At 40.2% G+C, this 24,312-nt stretch carries 23 protein-coding genes; 14 read left to right on the top strand and 9 right to left on the bottom strand.

The window, feature by feature from the left end:
• Positions 1-113 precede the first annotated feature (113 nt).
• Positions 114-767, top strand: a complete 654-nt coding sequence (gene rluA, locus J8L71_RS00825; RefSeq protein WP_210998843.1) for a bifunctional tRNA pseudouridine(32) synthase/23S rRNA pseudouridine(746) synthase RluA — start codon at positions 114-116, stop codon at positions 765-767.
• 81 nt (positions 768-848) lie between these two features.
• Positions 849-1,778 (top strand): DUF3530 family protein, encoded by a 930-nt coding sequence (locus J8L71_RS00820; protein ID WP_210998842.1) that lies wholly within the window; start codon positions 849-851, stop codon positions 1,776-1,778.
• Here J8L71_RS00820 and djlA read toward each other — a convergent pair.
• The 3 genes from djlA to J8L71_RS00805 are packed head-to-tail and all read right to left on the bottom strand — an operon-like array spanning position 1,761 to position 4,308.
• A complete protein-coding gene (gene djlA / locus J8L71_RS00815) occupies positions 1,761-2,621 on the bottom strand; it encodes a co-chaperone DjlA (protein WP_210998841.1) in 861 nt (286 codons plus the stop codon). The genes J8L71_RS00820 and djlA overlap by 18 nt on opposite strands.
• 29 nt (positions 2,622-2,650) lie before the next feature.
• On the bottom strand, positions 2,651-3,310 hold the full coding sequence (murU, locus tag J8L71_RS00810; RefSeq protein WP_210998840.1) for an N-acetylmuramate alpha-1-phosphate uridylyltransferase MurU: 660 nt from the start codon (positions 3,308-3,310) through the stop codon (positions 2,651-2,653).
• Positions 3,307-4,308, bottom strand: a complete 1,002-nt coding sequence (locus J8L71_RS00805; protein WP_210998839.1) for a phosphotransferase — start codon at positions 4,306-4,308, stop codon at positions 3,307-3,309. The genes murU and J8L71_RS00805 overlap by 4 nt, the downstream gene beginning before the upstream one ends.
• 102 nt (positions 4,309-4,410) lie before the next feature.
• Here J8L71_RS00805 and lptD point away from each other — a divergent pair, with 102 nt between their 5' ends.
• From lptD to J8L71_RS00770, 7 genes are all read left to right on the top strand, one after another.
• Positions 4,411-6,663 carry an LPS assembly protein LptD gene (lptD, locus tag J8L71_RS00800; protein ID WP_210998838.1) on the top strand — a complete coding sequence of 751 codons (2,253 nt, stop codon included), beginning with the start codon at positions 4,411-4,413 and terminating at the stop codon, positions 6,661-6,663.
• 39 nt (positions 6,664-6,702) lie between these two features.
• Positions 6,703-7,998 carry a peptidylprolyl isomerase SurA gene (surA, locus tag J8L71_RS00795; protein WP_210998837.1) on the top strand — a complete coding sequence of 432 codons (1,296 nt, stop codon included), beginning with the start codon at positions 6,703-6,705 and terminating at the stop codon, positions 7,996-7,998.
• A 2-nt stretch (positions 7,999-8,000) separates the two neighbouring features.
• Positions 8,001-8,993 carry a 4-hydroxythreonine-4-phosphate dehydrogenase PdxA gene (pdxA, locus tag J8L71_RS00790; protein WP_210998836.1) on the top strand — a complete coding sequence of 331 codons (993 nt, stop codon included), beginning with the start codon at positions 8,001-8,003 and terminating at the stop codon, positions 8,991-8,993.
• Positions 8,990-9,796: a 16S rRNA (adenine(1518)-N(6)/adenine(1519)-N(6))-dimethyltransferase RsmA gene (rsmA, locus tag J8L71_RS00785; protein ID WP_058549434.1), complete on the top strand. Its 807-nt coding sequence runs from the start codon at positions 8,990-8,992 to the stop codon at positions 9,794-9,796. Before pdxA ends, rsmA begins: the two co-directional genes overlap by 4 nt.
• Positions 9,780-10,169 (top strand): Co2+/Mg2+ efflux protein ApaG, encoded by a 390-nt coding sequence (gene apaG, locus J8L71_RS00780; RefSeq protein WP_210998835.1) that lies wholly within the window; start codon positions 9,780-9,782, stop codon positions 10,167-10,169. Before rsmA ends, apaG begins: the two co-directional genes overlap by 17 nt.
• 8 nt (positions 10,170-10,177) lie before the next feature.
• Complete coding sequence (locus J8L71_RS00775; RefSeq protein ID WP_210998834.1) at positions 10,178-10,996, top strand: symmetrical bis(5'-nucleosyl)-tetraphosphatase; 819 nt, start codon at positions 10,178-10,180, stop codon at positions 10,994-10,996.
• Between the two features lie 136 nt (positions 10,997-11,132).
• Positions 11,133-13,148, top strand: a complete 2,016-nt coding sequence (locus J8L71_RS00770; RefSeq protein WP_210998833.1) for a methyl-accepting chemotaxis protein — start codon at positions 11,133-11,135, stop codon at positions 13,146-13,148.
• A gap of 292 nt (positions 13,149-13,440) precedes the next feature.
• On the opposite strand, the gene mutM is transcribed toward J8L71_RS00770, so the two are convergent.
• Together mutM and J8L71_RS00760 are read right to left on the bottom strand one after the other, a co-directional pair.
• Positions 13,441-14,250: a bifunctional DNA-formamidopyrimidine glycosylase/DNA-(apurinic or apyrimidinic site) lyase gene (gene mutM / locus J8L71_RS00765; protein ID WP_210998832.1), complete on the bottom strand. Its 810-nt coding sequence runs from the start codon at positions 14,248-14,250 to the stop codon at positions 13,441-13,443.
• A complete protein-coding gene (locus J8L71_RS00760) occupies positions 14,250-14,765 on the bottom strand; it encodes a hypothetical protein (protein ID WP_210998831.1) in 516 nt (171 codons plus the stop codon). Before J8L71_RS00760 ends, mutM begins: the two co-directional genes overlap by 1 nt.
• 118 nt (positions 14,766-14,883) lie before the next feature.
• On the opposite strand from J8L71_RS00760, the gene J8L71_RS00755 reads away from it, so the two are divergent.
• On the top strand, positions 14,884-15,810 hold the full coding sequence (locus J8L71_RS00755) for a manganese-dependent inorganic pyrophosphatase (protein WP_210998830.1): 927 nt from the start codon (positions 14,884-14,886) through the stop codon (positions 15,808-15,810).
• A gap of 242 nt (positions 15,811-16,052) precedes the next feature.
• The gene (locus tag J8L71_RS00750) at positions 16,053-17,168 is read left to right on the top strand and encodes a GGDEF domain-containing protein (protein WP_210998829.1); all 1,116 of its coding nucleotides are present in this window, start codon (positions 16,053-16,055) and stop codon (positions 17,166-17,168) included.
• On the opposite strand, the gene J8L71_RS00745 is transcribed toward J8L71_RS00750, so the two are convergent.
• A complete protein-coding gene (locus J8L71_RS00745; RefSeq protein WP_210998828.1) occupies positions 17,165-18,349 on the bottom strand; it encodes an NAD(P)/FAD-dependent oxidoreductase in 1,185 nt (394 codons plus the stop codon). The genes J8L71_RS00750 and J8L71_RS00745 overlap by 4 nt on opposite strands.
• Positions 18,350-18,677: 328 nt before the next feature.
• Here J8L71_RS00745 and J8L71_RS00740 point away from each other — a divergent pair, with 328 nt between their 5' ends.
• A complete protein-coding gene (locus J8L71_RS00740; RefSeq protein ID WP_210998827.1) occupies positions 18,678-20,804 on the top strand; it encodes a S8 family peptidase in 2,127 nt (708 codons plus the stop codon).
• A gap of 122 nt (positions 20,805-20,926) precedes the next feature.
• On the opposite strand, the gene rpmG is transcribed toward J8L71_RS00740, so the two are convergent.
• The 3 genes from rpmG to radC all read right to left on the bottom strand — a co-directional run bounded on the left by rpmG (position 20,927) and on the right by radC (position 22,275).
• The gene (rpmG, locus tag J8L71_RS00735; RefSeq protein ID WP_004587947.1) at positions 20,927-21,082 is read right to left on the bottom strand and encodes a 50S ribosomal protein L33; all 156 of its coding nucleotides are present in this window, start codon (positions 21,080-21,082) and stop codon (positions 20,927-20,929) included.
• A gap of 11 nt (positions 21,083-21,093) precedes the next feature.
• Positions 21,094-21,330: a 50S ribosomal protein L28 gene (gene rpmB / locus J8L71_RS00730; protein WP_006793236.1), complete on the bottom strand. Its 237-nt coding sequence runs from the start codon at positions 21,328-21,330 to the stop codon at positions 21,094-21,096.
• Positions 21,331-21,600: 270 nt separating this feature from the next.
• On the bottom strand, positions 21,601-22,275 hold the full coding sequence (radC, locus tag J8L71_RS00725) for a DNA repair protein RadC (RefSeq protein ID WP_210998826.1): 675 nt from the start codon (positions 22,273-22,275) through the stop codon (positions 21,601-21,603).
• A gap of 143 nt (positions 22,276-22,418) precedes the next feature.
• Here radC and coaBC point away from each other — a divergent pair, with 143 nt between their 5' ends.
• Both coaBC and slmA read left to right on the top strand, forming a co-directional pair.
• Entirely contained in the window at positions 22,419-23,612 is a 1,194-nt protein-coding gene (gene coaBC, locus J8L71_RS00720; RefSeq protein WP_210998825.1) for a bifunctional phosphopantothenoylcysteine decarboxylase/phosphopantothenate--cysteine ligase CoaBC, read from the top strand.
• A gap of 101 nt (positions 23,613-23,713) precedes the next feature.
• Positions 23,714-24,301 carry a nucleoid occlusion factor SlmA gene (slmA, locus tag J8L71_RS00715; protein WP_058549423.1) on the top strand — a complete coding sequence of 196 codons (588 nt, stop codon included), beginning with the start codon at positions 23,714-23,716 and terminating at the stop codon, positions 24,299-24,301.
• Positions 24,302-24,312: the final 11 nt, after the last annotated feature.

The following is a 24,312-nucleotide window of genomic DNA, read 5'->3' as shown; positions in this document are numbered from 1 at the left end:
CATTAGAAAACTGCATACAAGCTAGGAGCCTTTGTACAGGCTGTGAATGTTTTCCTTGAGCCTTTTCCTTTGCTCCCCTAAAATAGCGCCCTGCAAAATTACTGAGGTCGGCCGTGTTAGTTAATTACAATCCCCCAATGAGTCCGTATTTAACCATACTGTATCAAGATGACGACTTGCTCATTGTTAATAAGCCAAGTGAGTTATTAACGGTTCCGGGTAAAGATCCAAAACATGCCGATAGTTTAATTAACCGCGTTAATCGCGTTTTTCCCACAGCTAAAATAGTCCATCGTTTAGATATGGCGACCTCAGGTATATTGTGTTTAGCAATGAATAAAGCAGCGCATAGGCATTTAAGTATGCAATTTCAGGAACGCGAAACCGCAAAACGTTACATTGCACGTGTATATGGGCAGCTTGACCACCCTACAGGTTCAGTAGATTTACCGCTTATTTGCGACTGGCCTAATCGTCCTAAACAAATGGTTGACCATGAAAGGGGTAAACCTTCGCTTACACATTATAAAATACTTGAGCGCGAAGCTAATGCTACCCGCGTTGAGCTCACTCCAATAACAGGGCGTTCGCATCAATTGCGTGTGCATATGTTAAGCCTTGGCCACCCTATTTTAGGTGATAGGTTATACGCACATAAAGATGCACTCGCTGCTGCTCCTCGCTTACAATTACACGCGCAAATGCTTACATTAAAGCACCCTGTTACTGAGCAAGTACTTACTTTTGAGGCTGACCCTGAATTTTAATAAGCTCAATGACTAACTAAATTATTAAACTTTTAGTTAACTAGGCCGATACCCAACTAATGGCTTTTAATTGGGTGTGTTATGGTTTTTTTGCAATTATTTAAAAAGATTTTGTGTTGCTTAGCGTTTAGCTGCGCAGTTTTTTTAGCACCTGCAACTGCGGTTGAACATATTGCCCCTCCTGCACTTTCCAGTATTGAAAACAGCGATATTGAAAGCCTACTCCCCAGTACTGAAATAAAACCAATTCTTGCTGGCGATACCGAGTTTTTAAGCCTTTATAGCGAATATATGAGCAGTAACTTTAGAGGAGTCGTTTTACTTATTCCGGATTGGCATTCTGTGCCAACTAATAATTCTGGTATGAATTTTCTTCGTAAAGAGCTAAACAATTTAGGTTATACAACCTACGCCATGACTGTGCCAGATATAGATTGGCAAGCAAAAAAAATGAAGCCTGCTACGCCTACTGACGCTCCAGAGAAGCCAGCTGTAAACGAATCAAAAGATAATGCAAATGAGCCTGCCAAGCAAAGCGAAGAGCCACACTATGTAAGTGCAACTGAGCTTATAAATAACGACGTGCTTGATGACTATAAAACTAATTTAATACTGCGCTATGAAGCGCTCTATCAAACAGCGATGGCTGAGCCTAATAATATTGTTGTCATTGCGCAAGGAGCGAGTGCAGGCATGTTACTTGAGTATTATGCAGATTTCCCAGAGTCTAAAATCAATGCATTTATTAGCCTAAGCAGCTACTTACCGAATGCTCAACGCAATGAAGAATTAAGCCAAGCAACATCGCTAGTAACCCCTGCGTTACTTGATATTTACTACACAAACGACAGTACTGACATTTTACTTAGCCTTAAAAACCGCAAGCGCTGGGTTAACAGAAACGCTAAGTTTGATTATCGTCAGCGCCAGCTTTTTGGTATGCGAAACGCCCCACAGCAGCATGCACGTTTAAGCAAAGAAATAGACGGTTTTTTACGCCGCCTTTTTTAAGTACTCGTAAGCGGCCTGTATGTCTTGGCTTTTTTTAACCGCAACTTCCATCATATGCTTTGGTAACCCTTGCGACACAAGTTTATCAGGATGATGCTGCGCCATTAATTTTCGATATGCGACTTTAATCTCTCGCGCAGTTGCATCGCTATTTAACCCTAGTAGCGCAAGTGCTTGTGAGCGGTTCATACTATTATCTGGCGGCACATGGTGCCCAGAACCTTCACGGTAGCTACTACTTTGACCTTGTTGCTGCTGTTTATAACGCTGCTGTTGCTGTCTAAAATTAAACTCAGCTTGGTAGCGTTTTAAAACAAATGCAAAGTGAGGTTTAGAAATACCTAGCTGCTTACTTACCTGCGCTAATAACTGCTTTTCTTGTTCAGCTAATACACCATCAGAAAACGCCATTTGAATTTGTATTTCTAAAAACAGCTGCAATAAATCGTGGCGAGTAGTAAAGCGCTCCTTAAAATCGCTTACGGTTTCTTTTAAAGAGAAATCACTTTCTTTACCCGCTTGAAATGCATGTTGGGCTTCGCGGCGCTCATCACCTTTTAAGCCCATTTCATCCATAAATAAATTAGCTGCTTTTATATGTACTTCGCTTACACGACCATTCGATTTTGCAATGTGCCCCATAACCGCAAAGCAACTTGAAAAAAACAACGCTTGGCGTTCATGCACATCGTCGCCTTTAAATAAGCTTGAAAAGCCACCCGCTTTATCAAAATCGTTTTTAAGACTTTTATCAAATAAATGGCCTAGGTATAAACCTAATATGGCACCAAAAATTTTGCCAAACATAAAGCCAAAACAAAAACCGAGAATTTTTCCCCACATTTATAATACTGCCTTTTTTAAATTAATATTTACTGCGCTTTTAAACGTTTGTTTAATTCATCCAAACGCGCTGGCGTGCCAATGTCATCCCATTGACCAATATAGAGCTCAGTAGAGACTAAATGTTCATTTAACTTTTCACGTAATATTGGCCCTAAAGGCCGAACTCCATGGGCTAACCCTTTAAAAAAGTCAGCGTGATATCGACTGATCCCTGAAAACGTATATTTTTGGCTCTCATCCGATAAATGACTTAATGTAAAGTCGCCATCAGGGTTATGCGGCGGGTTTTCTATTAGTACTATATGCGCTTCGCCTGATTGTAAATGAAGCTGCTTGAGCGCACTTACATCGTAATCGGTGTATACATCGCCATTTATAACAATGAACGAATCACCTAACAGCGGTAACGCCTGAATAATTCCACCGGCTGTTTCAAGGCCGCCCTCAACCTCTTGGCTGTAATTTATAGACACACCAAATTGGCTGCCATCTTTAAAATAATCTTTAATTTTATCACCTTGCCAAGCGAGGTTTATTACAATGTCAGTAATACCCGCCGCCTTTAGATTATTTATATGGTGCTCAATAAGTGGTTTTTCAGCCACTTTTAACATGGGCTTTGGCATATTTTGCGTTAGCGGCATCATTCGCTTGCCGCGCCCTGCGGCTAAAATCATTGCTTTCATGTACGCTCCACAGCAAGTTGCTTTGTAACTTTTGGCACAATTGTATTCTTTATCCACTCACTTAAATCACTAAGCTCTGGGTAATGTGCGGCTACTTCAACAATGTAATCGAGTGTTGGTAGAATATTATCTAAATAACCTGTTTTTGAATCCCGTAAATATAGCCGACAAAATATACCCGCAGCTTTTAAATGGCGCTGAATACCGGTGAAATCAAACCAATATTTAAATTCACTAAAAGAGGCATTTTTTATTAACCCTTGAGCGATAAATTCTTTATAAGCAAAATCAAGTAAGCTTGATAACTCACTTTCAGGTAGTTTGTAGTAGCAATCGCGCAATAGCGATACTAGGTCATAGCAAAGTGGGCCTTGTACGGCGTCTTGATAATCAATAATGGCCCATTGGCCGTTGCTATGCATAATATTACGACTGTGATAATCGCGGTGAACTGTCACCGTTGGCTGTTTAAGCATGATGCTTGCAAGTAACTCGCAGCTTGAGTGCCACACAGCTAACTGCTCAGTAGTGAGTGATTCACTTATAAAATCACTCACTAACCATTGGCTAAATATGCCTAGCTCAAGTTGGATGAAATCTTTGCTATAAGCTTGCATGGCTGAAGCTGCAGGCGTTTTTGCCCACTGCGCACTTAAACTGATTAATGCTTGGTAATGCTCTATTTTATTTTTGTCATCGAGCATATCGGCTAAATGAGTAGACCCTAAATCACTTAATATAAAAAAGCCTTGGTGTTCGTCACTTGCAATTATGGAGGGAAGCAAAAAGCCTTGTTCAGTAAACACTTTATTTAACGAAATATACGGCTCGTTATTTACTTTTTTCGGTTCTGAGTCCATCACTATTAACTGTTTATTATTATGATTTAGACGGTAATAACGACGAAAGCTCGCATCTCCCGTAATGGCATTTAGAGTATGCGATTTGGCATTAAGCTGTACGTTTATAAATTGTTGTAAATTCTCAAAGCGTGTCATTTTATAGTGATATCTATTTTTATAGGTCAATTACTGTATTTGCCATTATTTTCCTTTATTATGTGTAGATTATATTTAATCACACAGCATTAAGGTTAATAAATGAGCAAAACCTGGGGCATATTGATGCTAAGCGTAGTTAGCGCACCATCGCTTGCCGAAACTGAACTTGCACACAACCTGTGTGGCATTTCAATGCAAACCAGAGCTTGGCAACCACTTGAAGGCCTTAACCTTGGTGAAGTTGACATTCAAGCTGATGATGTCGAGCTACTTGGCACTCAAAGCGCTGAATTTACCGGCAATGTTGATATTAACACCCTTAAGATGAGTTTGTCCGCACAAACTGCGCTGATAGACAAACAGCGTGGGTTACTAAATGCAACAGGGCCAATTACTTATCAAGATTATGTTAGTAAGGTAAACAGCACCGGCTTAAACGCCGATTTAAATAATTCAGAAGTGAGTTTATTAGGCGCCGATTACAGCCTGAGCGAACAACAAGGCAAAGGCGGCGCAGAAAAACTGACTGTTAATCAGTCTGGCTTATTGCTAATGAATGCAAGCTTTACTACTTGCCCTACTGATACACCAGTATGGGAAATAGAAGCCGACGAAATTAACCTCTCTCGCGAAGAAGGTTGGGGTGAAACCTACAATGCAGTTTTACGTATTTTAGATACACCTGTTTTATATTTACCGTATTTTACATTCCCATTAGATGAACGCCGTAAATCGGGACTGTTAACACCAACAATCTCAAGCTCTGATAAATATGGGGTTGAAGCCGTTACACCGTATTATTTAAATATTGCGCCTAATTTTGATGCCACCATCACACCGCGCTACATGTCTAACAAAGGTTTGCAATTACAAACTGAGTTTAGATACCTTACTGAGCAGCATGAAGGTTTAGTCGGTGTTGAATATTTAGATAGCGACGACTCAGAACCTGATTTAGAAGAACGCTACATATTTCATTGGCAGCAGCAAAGTTACTTAGGTGAAAACTGGCGTGCAAATGTTGATGTTACTAATGTAAGTGATGATAACTACATCACTGACTTAGGCTCAAATTATGCCAACAAAACGGACACTCAACTTTATCGTACAGGTTCACTAACCCATTTAGGTGAGACGTGGCGTACCGATATAAAAGTACAAAATTTCGAAGTGCTCGGTGCTCACTTAGAGTCTTATACCGCTGTACCACAAATTAACTTTACACAAACTGCACCGTGGCGTTTTGATAACTTTGACTTTACTTTATCAGGTGAAATTAGTCATTTTACTAACGACTCATCAGAAGTAGATATTGAAAGTGCAACACGTGTTCATATTGAGCCTAAAGCTCGCTATAACTACGCAACGCATGCGTGGTCTTTTTTATCTGAAGTGAGCTTATTACAAACTAACTATAAGCAAAGTGGTAACTTAACCGGTACGCAATATAGCGATACCGTATCGCGCACAATTCCTAAAGTACGTCTTTACTCACAGCTAAATTTTGAACGCGACGCATCTTACTTTTTTGAAGATGCAGTACAAACACTCGAGCCTCAAATTCAATATTTGTATACCTCCAATAAAGAACAGTCAGATATTGGGTTGTTTGATACCACCAAATTACAAGACGATTACTATGGCTTATTTAGGGACGTACGTTTTTCTGGGGTTGATCGAATAGCTGCCGCTAACCAATTTACGTTAGGTGCAACAACTCGCTTGTTTGATAAAAAACAAGAAGAAGTATTTAACTTTAGTGCAGGGCAAATCTTTTATTTAAGTGACGATGCCAAGCCTACCGAGCAAGGCCTAAACTCCGATACAAATTATAATGCACTGTTTGCAGCACAAACCATGTTACATTGGCATCGCCGCTGGTATCTTGCTGGGGGCATTCAGTACGATACAGATGGCAAGCAAATGGTACAGTCTAATGTCACGCTTGATTACAAAGGTGATAATAATCAGCTAGTACAATTGAACCATCGCTATGCAAATGATGTCTCAGGAAATACAATCGAGCAAGCAGGTGTATTTACAAGTGTTCCTATTAGTGACGAGTGGCAATTTATTGCGAGTTATCACCGAGACCTTGAAAATAATCGAAGCATCGAAGTATTGAGCGGATTTCAGTATGAATCATGCTGTTGGGCAATCCAAATTACTGGCCATCGCCAAATAGAAACTGATTTAAATCAGTTAATAGGGCAAGAACAAGCAACTTTTGATTCAGGTATTAGTTTGAATTTTGTATTAAAAGGACTTGGCAGTAAAAGCCGTTATGATGCACAAAAATTATTACAACAAGGTATTTTTGGCTATCGTAGACCGTATTTTCTTAATAACTAGTATCACAACAGTACTATTAGCAAGAGTAGTAAAAAGAATATGAATTTAAAAAAATTATTAACATCAGCAGTTTTAAGTATCAATCTTTGTCAAAGTGCAATGGCTGCACCAGTAGAAATTGATAAAGTTATAGGCGTTGTAAACCAAGGCGTAATTTTAAAAAGCGAAGTAGACACCATAATTAATCGTGTTAAAAAGCAAGCAGCAGAGCAAGGCCAACAGCTTCCAAAAGACGAAACGCTTCGTGTACAAGCTGTTGAACGTTTAGTAAACCAAGCGCTTATGATGCAAATGGCTGAGCGTATGGGCCTACAAATTTCAGACAGCCAACTGGATCAAACACTTGCCAATATGGCTAAAGAGCAAGGCGGTACTATTGCCGATTTGCGCCGTACTATTGAAGGTGCTGGTGAAAGCTTTCAAAGCTACCGTGAAGAAATTCGTAAAGAAATAACCACCCAACAAGTCACGCGTGCCAACGTTGATCGCCGTATTTATATCAGCGAGCAAGAAGTTGATAACCTTTTAAAAATTATGGAAACCCAAGGTCAAAATGCTGAAGAGTACGATATTGGCCATATTTTAATTGATATCCCTAACGATGCTACCGCTGAAGAGATTACTAGCGCTAAGACACGTGCAGATAAAGTTATTGAGCTATTAAACGACGGCCAAGAATTTAAACGTATTGCTATTTCATCATCAAGTGGTTCTCAAGCACTTGAAGGTGGTCAGCTTGGTTATATGGGTATTAATGAAATGCCATCGCTTTTTGCTGAAGCAGTAAAGGGTAAGAAAAAAGGCGCTATCGTTGGTCCTCTTCGCTCAGGCGCTGGTTTTCATATAATCAAAGTACAAGACATACGTGGCCTGCAAGTAGTAGAAACTACAGAGGTTCGTTCTCGTCACATTCTTATTAAGCCATCTATTATTTTAAGCGAAGAAAAAGCACGCTCTATGCTTGCCGGTTTTGCAAAAGACTTACGAGCTGGTAAAGCTGATTTTGCTGAGCTTGCTAAAGAATATTCTGAAGATCCAGGCTCAGCACTTAAAGGTGGTGAATACGACTGGACTGATCCTACGACCTACGTACCCGCGTTTAAAGATACGTTACTTTCTCTTGAGCAAGATGAAATAAGCGAGCCGTTCAGAACGCAATTTGGTTGGCACATTGTTCAGCTACTAGGAAAACGCGTAGCTGATAAAACAGAACTTGCTAAACGTAACCGTGCTCACGGCATGTTATTTAACCGTAAATTTAAGGAAGAAAGTTTCAACTGGCAGCAAGAAATGCGCGAGCAAGCTCACGTTGAAATTTTCCCAACAGAACAATAAATATGACCTTACGAATTGCTATTACCCCGGGTGAACCTGCCGGTATTGGCCCAGATTTGCTACTCACGCTTGCTCAGCAAGCGTGGGACGCTCAACTAGTAGCTATTGCTGATGGCAAACTATTAAAAGAGCGTGCTGAGCATTTAGGCTTAACAATAAACTTAATTGAATTTGATGAAAACGCGCCAGCAATGGTCGCCCCTGCGGGCAGTTTATACATTCATCAAGTTGACTTAGGTGTGGATGTAGAGCTTGGTGTACTTGATGACGGTAACGGCCAATACGTACTAGATACCTTGCGCATAGCAAGCGAGAAAAACATGGACGGTAGCTTCGACGCTGTTGTTACAGGTCCTGTTCACAAAGGTATTATAAATAAAGCGGGTATTTCGTTCAGTGGCCACACTGAATATTTTGCACAGCAATCAAATACCGCCGATGTAGTAATGATGCTAGCAACTGAAGGCTTACGTGTTGCCCTTGTAACTACTCATATTCCACTTGCCTATGTATCTCGCGCTATTACACCAGAGCGTTTAACTAAAGTAGCGAGTATTTTAAATCACGACTTACAAACTAAGTTTGGTATAGAAAAACCACGTATTTTAGTGTGTGGTTTAAACCCACATGCAGGTGAAGATGGACATTTAGGTACTGAGGAAATAGAAACAATTTCCCCAACGCTTGAACTGCTTAATAGCCAAGGCATGAACTTAATTGGCCCACTGCCAGCTGACACCCTATTTCAAGATAAATACTTATCTGAAGCCGATGCTGTGCTTGCTATGTATCACGATCAGGGATTACCTGTGCTAAAATACAAGGGATTTGGTAAATCGGTAAATATTACCTTAGGCTTACCATTTATCCGCACCTCAGTTGACCACGGTACTGCGCTAGATTTAGCAGGCACTGGAACCGCTGACGTTGGCAGTTTTGAATTAGCGATCCGCGAAGCAATTAAGCTCGCCCAAGAAAAAGCACAGAATCAATGACCGATAAAGTACATTTAGGACACCGCGCCCGTAAACGTTTTGGACAAAACTTTTTATTTGATGAATCTATCATCGATAAAATAGTCACCGCAATAGATCCTAAACCAGAAGACAACTTAGTAGAAATAGGCCCAGGCCTTGGCGCTATTACTGAGCCTGTGGCTGATTTAAGCGGCCATTTAACGGTTGTTGAATTAGACAAAGATTTAGCACAACGTTTAATTGAGCACCCATTTTTAGGTCCTAAGTTGACGGTAAACCAAGGCGATGCAATGAAGTTTGACTTTGCAAGCTTGGTACGTGATGACAAAAAATTAAAAGTGTTTGGTAACTTACCTTACAATATTTCTACGCCTTTGCTATTTCATCTTTTTGAATTTGCTGATCATATTGAGCACATGCACTTTATGCTGCAAAAAGAAGTCGTTAAGCGCATGGTCGCAGGTCCTGGCAGTAAAACATTTGGCCGTTTAAGTGTTATGACCCAGTATTACTGTAATGCAATGCCTGTAGTAGAAGTGCCGCCAGAGTGCTTTAAACCTGCTCCAAAGGTTGATTCTGCAGTTATTCGCTTAATCCCTAAAAAGGCAGAGCAACGCACAGCTAAAAGCGTGAAAATTTTAAACACAGTATGTTTAGAAGCGTTTAACCAGCGCCGCAAAACATTACGAAATAGCTTAGGCAACTTATTAACAGCCGATGAGCTTACAAGCATTGGTATAGATATTACTCTTCGTGCTGAAAGCCTATCGTTACAACAATTTATTGATATAGCTAACTGGATTTATGACAACAAGCAGTAATATAGGATCGCCTGTAAAGGTATCTGTAGAAACATTTTACGTAGAAGGCCAATCTCAACCTGAGCTTGAAAAATATGTATTTGCTTACTCAGTAACAATTAAAAATCATAGTCTTTGTAGTGCTAAGCTACTAAGTCGTTATTGGTTAATCACTGATGCAAATGGCAAAGAAGTCGAAGTTGAAGGTGAAGGTGTTGTAGGCGAAATGCCAGATATTGCCCCTGGTGAAAGTTATAAATACACCAGTGGTGCTATTTTAGATACGCCAGTGGGTACAATGCAGGGTCATTACACACTACGTAACGAGTTTGGCTCTGAGTTTCAGGCACCTATCAATGTGTTTCGTTTGGCCTGCCCTAACATTTTACATTAAGTGTATCGATGGCCGATTACGCAATAGGTGATTTACAAGGGTGTTTTAGTGAATTTAACACCCTTTTACAACGCGTTAATTTTAACCCAAGTCGAGATCACTTATATTTAGTTGGCGATGTTGTAGCCAGAGGGCCTGACTCTCTTGCTTGCCTAGACTTCATTTATAAACACCAAGATAGTATGACCATCACTTTAGGTAATCACGACCTTCATATGGTTGCCTGCCACTACCTTAATAAACCAATTAACCCTAAAGACAAGTTAAGCCCGATATTTGAAAGCCCTTACCTTGGTCGCTACATTTCTTTTTTACAAACTCAGCCATTAGCAATAGCGCTAGAGCAACACGATTGTTTTATTTCTCATGCAGGATTAAACCCTGATTGGACAATAAATAACGCGTTAAAGTACGCCGAATTTGCAAAAACCTGTTATCAATCAAGTAATGCCAAACTATTTTTTGAGCGTATGTATCAGCCCCACCCGAGTAAACTTTTAAGCGAACTTGATGATTTTGAAAAGTTTAGATACATAGTTAATTACTTTACTCGTATGCGTTTTTTAACGGCTAATAATCAATTAGAGCTTAATGCAAAAGGCGCAATAACTGATAGCCGCGAACTGACCCCTTGGTTTAAACACCCAAATATAGTAAATACAAAGCACGATATTATTTTTGGCCATTGGGCTGCGCTTAAGGGTAAAACAGAAACCCCCTCTATTCATGCCTTAGATACTGGCTGTGTGTGGGGGGGAAGTATGACCCTAATGGAGTTAAGTAGTAAAAAGTTAATTGTAGAAAAATCCCACCTTTTGCCTAAATAAACTGAAATAAAATAATACATCTGTTAGATTTATAAATTGAAAGTTAAAATTAATTGAAGTAATTGATTTTAATTACTTAACTTATTGCTACAAACGCCGATAAGATTTAATTAAAGTATTTTTGAGTGGAAGACTTATGAACCTAACAGTAAGCCAACGTATTTGGGGTGGTTTTATATTTATTACCCTGTTATTACTAATAATTGGCGGTAACTCCTTAATAAAAATAGCAAACATCGATCGCTCTACTCAAAAAGTGAATCAACTATCACTTCCAGCATTAAATAAAAGCTCAGAGTTACAAGCTGAATTTATTTTAATGAGTAAAGCCGCTCAAGCTAGCTTTTACACTTCATCAGCTAAAGAATTAGAACCAATAAAAAGACAAGTTGATGAACAAAAACAGCTATTCAATACACTACATCGAGAACTGCAAGAAGTAGTTAAAAACGACACTACACTTAATCAAAGCAGCCAAAACGTAGAAAAAACTTACTTAAGCTTTTTAAGTACAGTAGAAAGCTTACTAACAGACAAAAGCAAACAGCTTGCACTTAATAAAGCTTTAATCGCGCAACTTGAGGATATTGAGTTAAGCGCTGAAGATGCTAACTCCGTCGTATTAGACATTATTGATATTGATGGGTTTGAGCAAAACAACCCCCGTGCTTATCAAGCTGCAAACAACCTAGAAAACAACTTTATGTCGGTCGTAAGTAACAGCACCGATATGCTAACTGTAAAAACACTCAGTACGCTCGATATTGTTAAAAATGAGCAAACTTATTACCTTGATGAAGTTACCCGCACACTTGCTCTTATTAAACCAGCAATAGAACAAACACATAGTGACTTGTACATAAGCCTTAAAGAGTATGTCGATACGTTAGAGAGCAACATAAAAGGTAACAACGGATTAGCCGCTAATAAAAAGCGCTTAATTGATGCGATTACACTGACAGAATCAGAGCTTGCTCAATCAGAACAAGCAACCCAAATGGCACTTAACCAAATTGATGAGTTAGTAAAACAAGCCAGTGACGTTGCATTTCAATTGCAGCAAGGCGTGCGCAGCGATGTAGACTCAGCTAATTTATGGACATGGGTAGGTATGATTATTGCCACTTTAATTGCCATTGCTATTGCTATTATTACAGTGAGTCGTATTACTAAACCACTCGCTGAAGTTAACCGTATTTTAGACATTGTAGCCAGCGGCGATATGACCCAGCGTTTAGACGACAGTGCTAAAGATGAGTTTGGCGAACTATCTAAAAGCTGTAATACCTTAATAGACAGCCTACGTAGCTTAATTAAAGGCATTATTTCTCGCTCTACCCAACTTGCTGCTGCATCAGAGCAAACTTCTGCAATTACTGCAGAATCAAGCCAAGCAATTCGTAACCAGCAGGCACAAGTTGAACAAGCAGCTACGGCAACAACTGAAATGAGCAGCACTTCACAAACGGTAAGTGGCAGTGCTCAACAAGCGTTAAGCGAAATTAAAAATGCCGATAAAGAGGCGGAACGCGTTAAAGGCATTTCAAATCAAAATAAAGCAACTATTGAGCAGTTAGCACGCGAAGTAGATGACGCGTCGCAAGTTATAAATAAACTACACCAAGATAGTGCATCAATTGGTAGTATTTTAGATGTTATACGCGGTATTGCTGAGCAAACTAACTTACTGGCCCTCAATGCCGCTATTGAAGCTGCACGTGCGGGTGAATATGGCCGAGGCTTCGCGGTTGTAGCAGACGAAGTGCGTTCTTTAGCGAGTAAAACACAAGAATCTACTCAAGAGATACAATCGATGATTGAATCTTTACAGACAGGGGCTGAAGCCGCTGTAACAGCAATGGGGAAAGGTAAGCAACGAGCAGTATCGTGTGTTGAACAAACAGACCTCGCTAGTAGTGCGCTTGACTCAATTACATTTGCGGTTTCACAAGCGCACGATGTAAGTGAAGAAATATCAACTGCGGCACTAGAGCAACAACAAGTAGCACAAGAGATCAGCGAACGTTTAGAGTCAATTGTAGCGATTGCAGAACAAACGGCTGAAGGCGCAAGCCAAACAAACATTTCAAGCTCTGAAGTTGCAAAACTTGCTGAAGAACTACGTTTATCAGTAGACGAATTCAAAGTTTAATATCAATTGACTTAATTAAATGATCTATTTTGAGGCTGGAAAAGCGTGTTGATAGCTTGGCAAAACATTTGCTATTTAGTTGTTCTCGGCAATTGCTCCTGCATTGCTATACCTTCTGCATCCCTGCAGCCGTAAATGAGAGTTTTTTAACGCAGGTAGCAGCACGTTTAGCCCCGCAAAATGATTAAGTATTATTGTGTATTGGTATAAAACGCTTTATACATAATAAAAACCCCGTTAGCACTATGTGCTAACGGGGTTTTTCTTTATAGCACTAAAAATGCAAAGATGATTACTCTTGGCAGTTTGAACAAAAAACGGTACTACGCTGCCCAAGCCTTATTTCTTCCAGCTCATTACCACATGTTAAACAGGGCTTTCCTTTTCGCCCATACACTAATAACTCTTGTGCAAAATAGCCTGGCTTACCATCACTTTGCGCAAAGTCTTTAAGGGTTGTGCCGCCTTGAGTTATGGCGGCAGCAAGCGTGTCTTTTATTATAGGGATAAGCGCTTGATAGCGTTTAAGGGAAACCTTCCCAGCTTCGCGCTTTGGATGTATCCCAGCTTTAAACAATGACTCGTTAGCGTAAATATTTCCTACTCCAACAACCACAGCGTTATCCATAATAAACTGCTTAACAGGTACTTTTTTATTGCGTGACTGCTCGTATACCCGCTTTGCAAAAAAATCATCAGTCAATGGCTCAGGGCCAAGCTTAGAGAGCAACTTATGTACTTCACCAGGCTCTTGCCATAAGCAGCAACCAAATCGGCGTGGATCGTTTAATCGCAGCGCCTTATTATTTCCAAACACAAATTCTACATGGTCGTGCTTTTTTAAAGGCTCGCTTTTATCTACAACCCGCAAATTACCCGACATACCTAAATGTAAAATAGTGCTCCCAAGCTCACAGTGCAGTAATAAATACTTTGCACGGCGCTCAATACTAGTAACAGTTAACCCTTCTAGCTGGTAAACATCATCAGGGACTGGCCAGCGCATACTGGCATTATAAATATTGACCTTAGTTACAACCTGGTTTTTTATATGGGGGGTGATCCCCATACGGCTCACTTCTACCTCTGGTAATTCAGGCATTAATTAGACTCACTTTGTGAAAAATCAAAACTTGGAAACAACTGCTGTGCAGTACTTAAATCAAGAGCGAGTATTCGCTGGCTATTTTTTTCTAGCAAATAATATTGCCCTGCTCCTTTATATAGCAAGTAAACCCAAGGAAGACTCTCTCCCGCAAGCTCAAAGGTGGCAACATATAAAGGTGAATTAGGATTAAAAACTACTGACTCATTAACACCCATCAACTGCGCATTTTGCCAATAGTTAACTAAATCTTTAAGTTGCTGCTCAGTTGCCAGCCAAATAAGCGGGGCATCTTTTTGTAGTGGTGTTGTACGCCAGCTAGTACCTATACGTTCAATCTTTTGATCAACAAACTTAAGTGTTAATACAAAACTTTGCTTAGGAAGCACTGCTTGTAATGCTGGTTTATCCTCCCCTCCCAAAAATTGCTTATGCCAGCCATTTAAAAAGAAGATCATAATCAACATTGAAAAAATTATAACGTTGTTCCACCCTTTACGGCCCAGTCGCATATTTGTACACTCAGTAAATTCAAGATTTTAAAGTGTAACTAAAACTTAATTGCACTGTCTATATGTTAAAGGCCGCAGACTTTGTTAGAATATCGGCAAATTTAAAGGAGTTCCGTCAATGTCTATGTATGTAGTGGGCCATAAAATCCCAGATTCAGATTCTATTTGTGGTGCAATTGCACTGGCTTATTTAAAAAACCAAATTGATGAGCCGGCAATACCAACTCGTCTTGGTGAAGTTTCACCAGAAACTCAATTTATCCTTGATAAATTTGGCTTCGAAGCACCTGAGCTTAAATTAAGCTACGCGGGCGAAGATGTGTATATTGTGGATCACACAGAAAAAACACAAGCACCTGATGATATCGACCAAGCCCGTGTTGTTGGCGTGGTAGATCACCATAAATTAGGTGATTTAACATCATCTACTCCGCTTGAATGTTGGATCCGTCCTGTGGGCTGTTCAAACACGATTATTAAAATGATGTACGATTTTTACAGCGTAGAAATCCCTAAGGACATCGCAGGTATTATGATGTGTGCAATTTTAAGCGACACCGTAATATTTAAATCGCCTACATGTACCACTGCCGATATTAAATGTGTTGAAGCACTTGCTGAAATTGCGGGTGTTGAAGACTTTAAAGAACTAGGCATGGATATGTTCCGCGTTAAGTCTGCAGTAGAAGATACACCTGCACGTGACTTAGTTATGCGTGACTTTAAAGATTTCAACATGAACGGTAACCTAGTAGGTATTGGCCAACTAGAAGTAATCGACCTTGCTGTGTTTGACGATATTAAAGCTGACCTTGAAGCTGATATTGCAAAACTTAAAACTGAAGGTAATCGTCACTCTGTATTTTTACTGCTTACCGATATCATGAAAGAAGGCTCACAAATGCTAATTGTCTCAGACGATGCAAACCTAGTTGAGCAGGCTTACGGCGTAAAACCAGAAAATGATAAAGTGTGGTTAGATGGTGTATTAAGCCGTAAAAAGCAAGTAGTACCACCACTACAAGATGCGTTTGCTAAAGCTTAATAGCTTAAATAAATAACGCTAAAAAGCCGATATTGCATATGCATTATCGGCTTCTTTGTTTTTAAAGCTGTGCAATCTAAGCGCCATGAGCAACTATTCTCTGTTAAATATAACTACAAATCCGCTGTACACATTGAGAAATATTACATGCCACCTACACAGCGCGACATTAAAACTATAATAATAATTGTATATCAGTAATAATCCCTATAATAATAGTATACAAATATGGGTCACTTGTTATGTTAAGCTTTTGGTACAAAAATATTCCACAGTACCCTAAAGATCACAAAAACTTTTGGTGCACTCGCTTAATTGCCCACTCTTTACTCATTACAACTAGCTATTTTTTAATATTAACTTTGCTTAATCTCTTTTATTTTGCAAGTTACGAACTCGCGCTTATTGATGCTTTTGGCCTATTTGTATCGCTGGGAATTTATATTTGGTTTAATAAAACTGCCAATGTAAATATAGCGGCTTGGGCAGTCACATTTATGGTTGTTAGCTTGATTTTAATGTTTGTGATTTCTGTTCGAGGCCATGCCTATTCTTTATTTTGGGCTACGCTTATTCCGCCATTCACATTCTTTTTAGTGGGCAGAAATTGGGGGAGTATATTTAGTGCAGTCGCTTTTGGTGTTTGTGTATACCTGGTTTACTTACAACAGCAGCAAACCATAACAATTGGCTTAGGCTCTTTATTTAACCTTATTGAAGTAAGCCTTGCACATATTTTAATTTTTAGGTTTTATGAAAAAACCCGCTTTTCAGCATACCAACATTTAGCAACGCGTAATATAGAAGTACAACACTTAGCTGAAACAGACAAATTAACAGGGCTGTATAATAGACAAAAATTTGATTCTGAATTATTGCGGTTAATTGCTAAAGATGAAGATGTACAAAGCACAAATTATCTACTGATATGCGATATAGATCACTTTAAAAAAGTTAATGACACATACGGACACCTAGTCGGTGATCGTGTACTTAGCGAGTTTGCTAATATACTAAAAGATAAGCTACCACCTAACACATTAATAGCTAGGTGGGGTGGTGAAGAGTTTACTGTTATTTTAACAGGCGAGTCACTTGCTGATGTAACAACACAGGCTAATCAATTAAAAAAGTATATTAAGGAAAACCCTGTAGCAAACATTCCAATAACAATTAGTATTGGCGTAACCCACATTAAGTTTGGCAGCACCGTACTTAGTACTTTAGAACAAGCCGATAAAGCACTTTACACGGCTAAAAAGAATGGCCGAAACTTAGTGTATATAAGCGATAATAATAAAATTAGCGCTTACCAAGACTCTATAAAACAGCCAAATAAAAGCAATGTTAATGCTTAAGCATATTGCCCTGCAGCAAATCCACAGCTCCACGCATATTGAAAGTTGTAGCCCCCAAGCCAGCCCGTAACATCGGTTACTTCACCTATAAAATATAAGCCTTTCGCTTTTTTAGCTTCAAAGGTTTTAGAGCTAAGCTCGTCGGTATCAACGCCGCCCAAAGTTACCTCAGCCGTACGATAACCCTCTGTGCCATTAGGTTTAATTTGCCATGCGTGAATATAATTTACCAGCTCATCTATTTGAGTATGGGTAAGCTGATTAATATTACAATCAGGAATGGCTTTGCTGTCGTGTAGTATTTCTATAAAGCGTTTGGGTAAAATAGTCGCCAAGCTATTTTTTAATGACTTTTGAGGTTGTGTTTCTCGCCAATCAGCCAGTTGCTGTTTTAAATCGAGCTCAGGAAGTAAGTTTATGGCTACTGCCTGCCCTGCTCGCCAAAATGAGCTTATTTGCAATATGGCAGGCCCCGACAAACCACGGTGAGTAAATAAGATATTTTCTTTAAATATAGTGCCATCTTCGCTGGAAACTTCACACGATATACTAATGCCTGATAGCCCTTCAAAGCGCTCTTTATCGTATTGATGCAAAGTAAATGGCACAAGCGCCGCCATGGTAGGTAGTACTTTTAGGCCAAACTGATCTGCAATTTTGTAGCCTATGGGTGAAGCGCCAAGCTTGGGCATTGTTAAACCGCCCGATGCAATAACTAACGACTCGCATGTTAAGGTTTCTTGCTCTGTGGTTACGCTATAGCCAGAGTCAGTTTTAGTAACACTTAACACTTCGCTACGTAATTTAATATTAACACCCGCCCACTCGCACTCGGTTAATAGTATATCGACAATATCCTGCGCGCTGTTATCGCAAAAAAGCTGGCCTAAGGTTTTGTGGTGATAAGCTAAGCCATGACGGTCCACCAGCTCAATAAAATCATGTTGTGTGTAGCGGCTTAAGCACGATTTAACAAAATGAGAATTGCCGCATAAGTAGTTCTCTGGGCTGGCATTTTCGTTAGTAAAATTACAACGCCCCCCACCACTTATTAAAATTTTACGACCTGGCTTTTTCCCCATATCAAGTACTGTAACGCTTCGGCCCCGGTAGCCTGCTTGCGCAGCACACATTAACCCTGCAGCCCCAGCGCCTATTACAATTACATCTACTTGATTCATTACTTTGCCCTGCTAAAAAATTTGTTCAATTATAGCAAAGTTTCGTTAAACACCTTGAATAGAATTTATTATTGGAAATATAGCAACAAATGTAATCATAGTTAATTATGCCTTTTCAATAAAACGGCTAAAAATCAATACTAAATGCGTATTTTGTTATTTAATCACAAATACTATCAGACGGAAAAAGCGCGAATAACCTAAGTTATAACCAAATGAAATAGGTACATAAGTAATTAGTATTTTAAATAGGTTAACAGATCATTTACCTTTGTTTCTGTTTCGCAATCATTGATTACGAATTTACTAATAACAACTAGGGATAATTATGACAACAAGTAATAACTTTAAAAAATGTGCTATTGCACTTACGGTAAGTACGCTGTTTGCTGCTACCTCAAGCATGGCTCAACCTGTCTCAACCTCAATGGCAGAAACATCAGCAAAACTACAGACCCAAGCTGGTCTTGAAACTCAGTTCATTATTAAATACAAAGACAATAATAACGAGATGGCGAGTATTTCTAGTGCAAATGCAAGCCCTTCTAATATGAAAAAACGTGCGCAAAGCTTTGTAAAAACTTTCGCATCTAAAAAAGGGAAAGTAAAAGCAAAGTATATTCGTGCTATGGCACTTAACAACCATCACGTTATGCGTGCAGATAAAAAACTAAGCGCTGAAGAAGCACAAGAGTTTATGCAAGAAATGGTGGCTTCTGGCAATGTTGAATACATTGAAGTAGATCAAATGTTAAAGCCGTTTGCAACTCCTAACGACCCTCGCTATGGCGACCAATGGCACTACTACGAGCAAGCAGGTGGTTTAAATTTACCGACGGCTTGGGATACAGCAACAGGAGCTGGCGTAGTAGTTGCAGTACTTGATACTGGCTACCGACCGCATGCAGACTTAAACGCTAACATTTTACCTGGTTACGATATGATCTCTAACCTGTCGGTAGCAAATGATGGCGGCGGTCGTGATAGTGATGCGCGCGATCCTGGTGATGCAGTTGCGGCAAACGAATGTGGCAATAACGCAGCGCAAGGCTCTAGCTGGCATGGAACTCACGTTGCAGGTACCGTTGCTGCTGTTACTAACAATGGCGAAGGTGTAGCCGGTGTTGCTTACGATGCCAAAGTAGTCCCGGTACGTGTGCTTGGTAAGTGTGGTGGTTTAACATCAGATATTGCTGATGGTATTATTTGGGCATCGGGTGGAAGTGTCTCTGGTGTTCCGGCAAACTCAAACCCAGCTGATGTAATCAACATGAGCTTAGGTGGTAGCGGCTCATGTAGTTCTACTACTCAAAATGCGATTAATACAGCACGTAGTAATGGTACTGTGGTCGTTATTGCTGCAGGTAATGATAACGATAATTCAGCAAACTACAATCCTGGCAACTGTAGCGGTGTAGTAAACGTGGCATCGGTTGGTCGTAACGGCGGACGTGCATACTACTCAAACTACGGTAGTAATATTGATGTTGCCGCACCAGGTGGCGCGCAAAACTTTGCAAACGACTCTGAAGGTGTTCTATCGACTTACAACTCAGGCTCTTCTACACCGTCAAGCGATAGCTATGCTTTCTCTCAGGGCACATCAATGGCAGCCCCTCATGTTGCCGGTGTAGCTGCACTCATAAAGCAGGCCAAGCCAAGTGCCACCCCTGATGAAATAGAAAATATTTTAAAATCAACTACTCGCTCATTCTCAGCAACATGTACTAGTTGTGGTACGGGCATTGTTGATGCAGCAGCAGCAGTTGCTGCAGCAAGTGGCGATACGACTCCTCCTACTGGCGGCGATAATGAACTTGTTAGCGGTGAGGCTAAGACAGGCTTGGGTGGCTCAGCAAGTTCAGAAACATTTTACACAATGACCGTTCCAAGTGGCGCGACTAACGTCACGTTCACTATGAATGGTGGCACAGGCGATGCTGATTTATATGTACGTGCTGGTAGTCAGCCAACCACTACTAGTTATGATTGTCGTCCATATGAAGGCGGTAATAGCGAAGAGTGTTCAATCGATAACCCTGCAGCAGGTACATACCATGTGATGCTTCGTGGCTACTCGGCATACTCAGGCGTAAGTTTAGTCGGTAATATTACGGGTGGTTCTACTGGTGGCGGTTCAAGCTCGCCTGAAGCTGGTGGCGGTACAATAAGCGACGTTAGTGCGACTGCTGGTAACTGGAAACATTACACGTTAGATGTACCAGCAGGTATGAGTACGTTTACTGTAACAACTTCTGGCGGAAGCGGTGATGCCGATTTATTTGTTAAATACGGCAGCCAGCCTACAGACTCTAGCTACGATTGCCGTCCGTATAAAAATGGAAATGCTGAAACATGTACGTTTAGCAATCCACAAGCGGGTACTTGGCATTTAAGTGTTAAAGCTTACAGCACCTTCTCTGGCTTGACGCTTAGCGGACAATATCAACCATAGTATTCCCTTTCCTTGGGAGAAAAGGCCGAGCTAACTAGCTCGGCCTTTTTGTTTGTGCTCAAATTATAAAAACAAAAAACCCAGCATAAGCTGGGTTTTTACATTCTGAAAGAAAACTAAAATTACTTAATTTTAGCTTCTTTGAAAATCACATGTTTACGAGCCTTAGGATCGAACTTTTTGATTTCCATTTTTTCAGGCATGTTACGCTTGTTTTTGTCGGTAGTGTAGAAGAAACCAGTACCAGCAGTTGAAACTAAACGGATTTTATCGCGCATAATTCAATACCTTAAACTTTTTCGCCGCGAGCACGGATTTCTGTAAGAACCGCGTCGATGCCTTTTTTATCGATAATACGCATACCTTTAGTAGTAGTGCGTAATGTTACAAAACGTTTTTCACTTTCAACCCAAAAACGGTGTGTTTGTAGGTTAGGTAGGAAACGACGTCTAGTCGCGTTTCTCGCGTGTGAACGGTGATTACCAACCGCTGGACGCTTACCTGTAACTTGACATACTTTAGACATGTCTATATATCTCCAATAACTTCGCTCGAGCTTAATTTAACCTAAGGCCATGTATTTGTGCCCTAGATAAATCGAAGGGCGCTCTTTATACAGCTTTTACAGGCAAAGATCAAATACTGATCTATCCAACCAGCTCATATGTAAATTTGATAGCGGCTAATTATAAAGATCGAATGCCCTTAGGGAAAGTAAAAACTGCATTTAAATTAAACTATTTTGCTAAAACACCCCAAACCGCTCATTTTTAACACACTTCTTCATCAAGCAACATTAAATAAGACCTCTTTGCGCAAACGAAACACAGGTTTCACCGCCAACAATGATGTGATCAAGCACACTTATGTCGACCAATTGCAGTGCTTGTTGCAATTTATTCGTAATAAGTTTGTCAGCTTGGCTTGGCTCTGCAATTCCACTTGGGTGATTATGGGCAAAAATAACTGCGGCTGCATTATTTTTAAGTGCTGCTTTAACGACTTCTCTTGGGTAAACACTGGCCGAATTAATTGTTCCATAAAAAAGCACCTCATCTTTGAGTAGCCTATTTTGACTATCGAGATATAGCACCATAAAAACTTCCTGCTGCAAACCGCGCATTTGAATTGTGAGGTAGTCGTATACTGAGTCTGGAGAATTAAATACAGCATCTCGCTGACAGCGCTCCTGCATATAACGTTGACTTAGTTCAAGCACCGCTTGTAATTGTACATATTTAGCAGTACCAAGACCTTTTTGAGCACAAAACTCCTCTTGGCTGGCATTAAATAAATTATGTAACGTCTGATTTTCATTAAGCAGGTGTTGAGCCAACTCAATTACATTCATTCCTGGTAACCCTGTGCGTAAAAAGATAGCCAGTAACTCGGCATCACTTAGCGCTTTAGCTCCTTTTGCAATAAGTTTTTCGCGTGGGCGCAGTGAATTTGGTAGCGATGTTAATTGCATTATTCATCCTTGAGGAGCCAAAGTGTCTTTTAACTGTAATGCAAATTTTAAAATTAGCTCGATTATTTCAAATTAAAAACTTAGCTGTACGGGTCAAGATTTGTTATTTTAGCCACAACATTAAATAAGACTGATGAACAACCATGATTAACTTAACAAACAAAAAAATTGTACTTGGCATTAGCGGTGGTATTGCAGCTTACAAATGTGCAGAGCTCGTTAGGCGCTTGAAGGACGCAGGTTGTGAAGTAAAAGTAGTCATGAGCGAATCAGCTAAACATTTTATAACGCCACTGACCATGCAAGCAGTAAGTGGCGAAATCGTGTCTGATTCATTACTTGACCCATCAGCAGAGGCTGCAATGGGGCATATTGAATTTGCAAAGTGGGCAGACCTTATTTTGGTCGCACCTGCGACAAGCAACATTATTGCTAAAATGGCGGCTGGTATTGCAGATGACTTACTCACCACACTACTACTTGCCACCCCTGCAAAAGTAGCCGTCGCACCTGCAATGAACCAACAAATGTACGCACACCCAGCTACACAAGCAAATTTAGCCACCTTAAAAGCCCGTAACGTGCTTATTTGGGGGCCAGGTAAAGGTGAACAAGCGTGTGGCGATGTAGGCGCAGGGCGCATGCTAGAGCCTCACGAATTAGTTGCACTTTGTACAGCTAAAGAACAGCCACAAATACTCGCAGGTAAAACAATAACAATTACTGCAGGCCCCACAAGAGAGCCTCTTGATCCAGTGCGTTTTATATCAAACCACAGTTCAGGAAAAATGGGCTACGCCCTTGCACAAGCCGCATTAGAGCTTGGTGCTAAGGTTAATTTAATTTCAGGCCCGGTAACTATTAAAGCCCCTACCGGCGCTAATTTAATAAACATAGAAAGTGCTGAGCAACTTTTAAATGAGTCATTAACCTGTGCCGTACATTCTGATGCTTTTATTGGCTGCGCTGCCGTAGCTGATTACAGAGCAGCGAATGTCGCTACTCAAAAAATGAAAAAACAGGGCGATGAGCTCACCCTTACCCTTGTTAAAAACCCCGATGTTATTGCTGCCGTTGCAAGCTTAGAGCAAGGCCGCCCTTATACAGTAGGCTTTGCAGCCGAAACACAAAATGTAGAGAGCTACGCAAAGGGTAAACTTAAAAACAAAAACTTAGATATGATTTGCGCGAATGACGTATCAAAAAGTGGCTTGGGATTTAACTCTGATCATAATGCTTTAACATTATACTGGCACAATGAAAGCGTAGAATTACCAGCAACGAGTAAAACGCAAATCGCACATCAAGTGATCGAACAGCTCGCTAAACATCTATAAAAATGCTGGAAACAAACTGAATAAAACATTAACATAAGCGACTCATTTGAACAAAAAATGACTGGCCCCAGCTAAGAATAACTAATAAAAAAGGAAGGTTCATGCCTGCGACAAAAAGAAGTAATCGCAAAGAGCAGATACTGCAAGCACTCGCACAAATGTTAGAAACCAGCCCAGGACAACGAATTACCACAGCAAAGCTCGCTGCTGAAGTAGGCGTTTCTGAAGCAGCGCTTTACCGTCACTTCCCTAGTAAAGCACGTATGTTTGAAGGCCTAATTGAGTTTATTGAAGACACACTTTTGTCGCGCATTAACCTTATTTTAGAAAACGAAAAAGAAAGCCAGACACGTATTTACAATATTTTACTATTACTCCTCACCTTTGCTGAAAAAAATCCGGGCATTACTCGCATATTAACCGGCGATGCATTACAAGGGGAACAAGAGCGCCTGCGTGAACGTGTACAAGGTTTGTTTGAAAAACTAGAAACTCAGTTTAAACAAGTACTACGCGAGCGAAAACTGCGCGAAGGCAAAACCTTTCAAAGCGATGAGCTAACACTTGCTAACTTTTTGCTTGCGTACGTTGAGGGCAAAATGAATCAATTTGTACGAAGCGACTTTAAAGCAAAGCCAAGTGTACAATTTGAAAAACAATGGCCCGAATTACAAAAAATCTGGCTTTAGTTTTACTAAAT

This window comes from Pseudoalteromonas sp. MMG007, assembly GCF_018100985.1.
In the GTDB taxonomy this organism is placed as follows: domain Bacteria; phylum Pseudomonadota; class Gammaproteobacteria; order Enterobacterales; family Alteromonadaceae; genus Pseudoalteromonas.
This window is presented reverse-complemented; position numbering and strand designations above follow the sequence as displayed.

Coding starts and splice junctions, on each gene's coding strand:
- mutM (WP_210998832.1), bottom strand. CDS start 14,250: ATGCCTGAATTACCAGAGGTAGAAGTGAGCCGTATGGGGATCACCCCC.
- J8L71_RS00775 (WP_210998834.1), top strand. CDS start 10,178: ATGGCCGATTACGCAATAGGTGATTTACAAGGGTGTTTTAGTGAATTT.
- surA (WP_210998837.1), top strand. CDS start 6,703: ATGAATTTAAAAAAATTATTAACATCAGCAGTTTTAAGTATCAATCTT.
- slmA (WP_058549423.1), top strand. CDS start 23,714: ATGCCTGCGACAAAAAGAAGTAATCGCAAAGAGCAGATACTGCAAGCA.
- J8L71_RS00750 (WP_210998829.1), top strand. CDS start 16,053: ATGTTAAGCTTTTGGTACAAAAATATTCCACAGTACCCTAAAGATCAC.
- rsmA (WP_058549434.1), top strand. CDS start 8,990: ATGACCGATAAAGTACATTTAGGACACCGCGCCCGTAAACGTTTTGGA.
- rpmB (WP_006793236.1), bottom strand. CDS start 21,330: ATGTCTAAAGTATGTCAAGTTACAGGTAAGCGTCCAGCGGTTGGTAAT.
- murU (WP_210998840.1), bottom strand. CDS start 3,310: ATGAAAGCAATGATTTTAGCCGCAGGGCGCGGCAAGCGAATGATGCCG.
- J8L71_RS00745 (WP_210998828.1), bottom strand. CDS start 18,349: ATGAATCAAGTAGATGTAATTGTAATAGGCGCTGGGGCTGCAGGGTTA.
- radC (WP_210998826.1), bottom strand. CDS start 22,275: ATGCAATTAACATCGCTACCAAATTCACTGCGCCCACGCGAAAAACTT.
- coaBC (WP_210998825.1), top strand. CDS start 22,419: ATGATTAACTTAACAAACAAAAAAATTGTACTTGGCATTAGCGGTGGT.
- apaG (WP_210998835.1), top strand. CDS start 9,780: ATGACAACAAGCAGTAATATAGGATCGCCTGTAAAGGTATCTGTAGAA.
- rpmG (WP_004587947.1), bottom strand. CDS start 21,082: ATGCGCGATAAAATCCGTTTAGTTTCAACTGCTGGTACTGGTTTCTTC.
- J8L71_RS00760 (WP_210998831.1), bottom strand. CDS start 14,765: ATGCGACTGGGCCGTAAAGGGTGGAACAACGTTATAATTTTTTCAATG.
- pdxA (WP_210998836.1), top strand. CDS start 8,001: ATGACCTTACGAATTGCTATTACCCCGGGTGAACCTGCCGGTATTGGC.
- lptD (WP_210998838.1), top strand. CDS start 4,411: ATGAGCAAAACCTGGGGCATATTGATGCTAAGCGTAGTTAGCGCACCA.
- J8L71_RS00740 (WP_210998827.1), top strand. CDS start 18,678: ATGACAACAAGTAATAACTTTAAAAAATGTGCTATTGCACTTACGGTA.
- J8L71_RS00770 (WP_210998833.1), top strand. CDS start 11,133: ATGAACCTAACAGTAAGCCAACGTATTTGGGGTGGTTTTATATTTATT.
- J8L71_RS00820 (WP_210998842.1), top strand. CDS start 849: ATGGTTTTTTTGCAATTATTTAAAAAGATTTTGTGTTGCTTAGCGTTT.
- J8L71_RS00755 (WP_210998830.1), top strand. CDS start 14,884: ATGTCTATGTATGTAGTGGGCCATAAAATCCCAGATTCAGATTCTATT.
- djlA (WP_210998841.1), bottom strand. CDS start 2,621: ATGTGGGGAAAAATTCTCGGTTTTTGTTTTGGCTTTATGTTTGGCAAA.
- J8L71_RS00805 (WP_210998839.1), bottom strand. CDS start 4,308: ATGACACGCTTTGAGAATTTACAACAATTTATAAACGTACAGCTTAAT.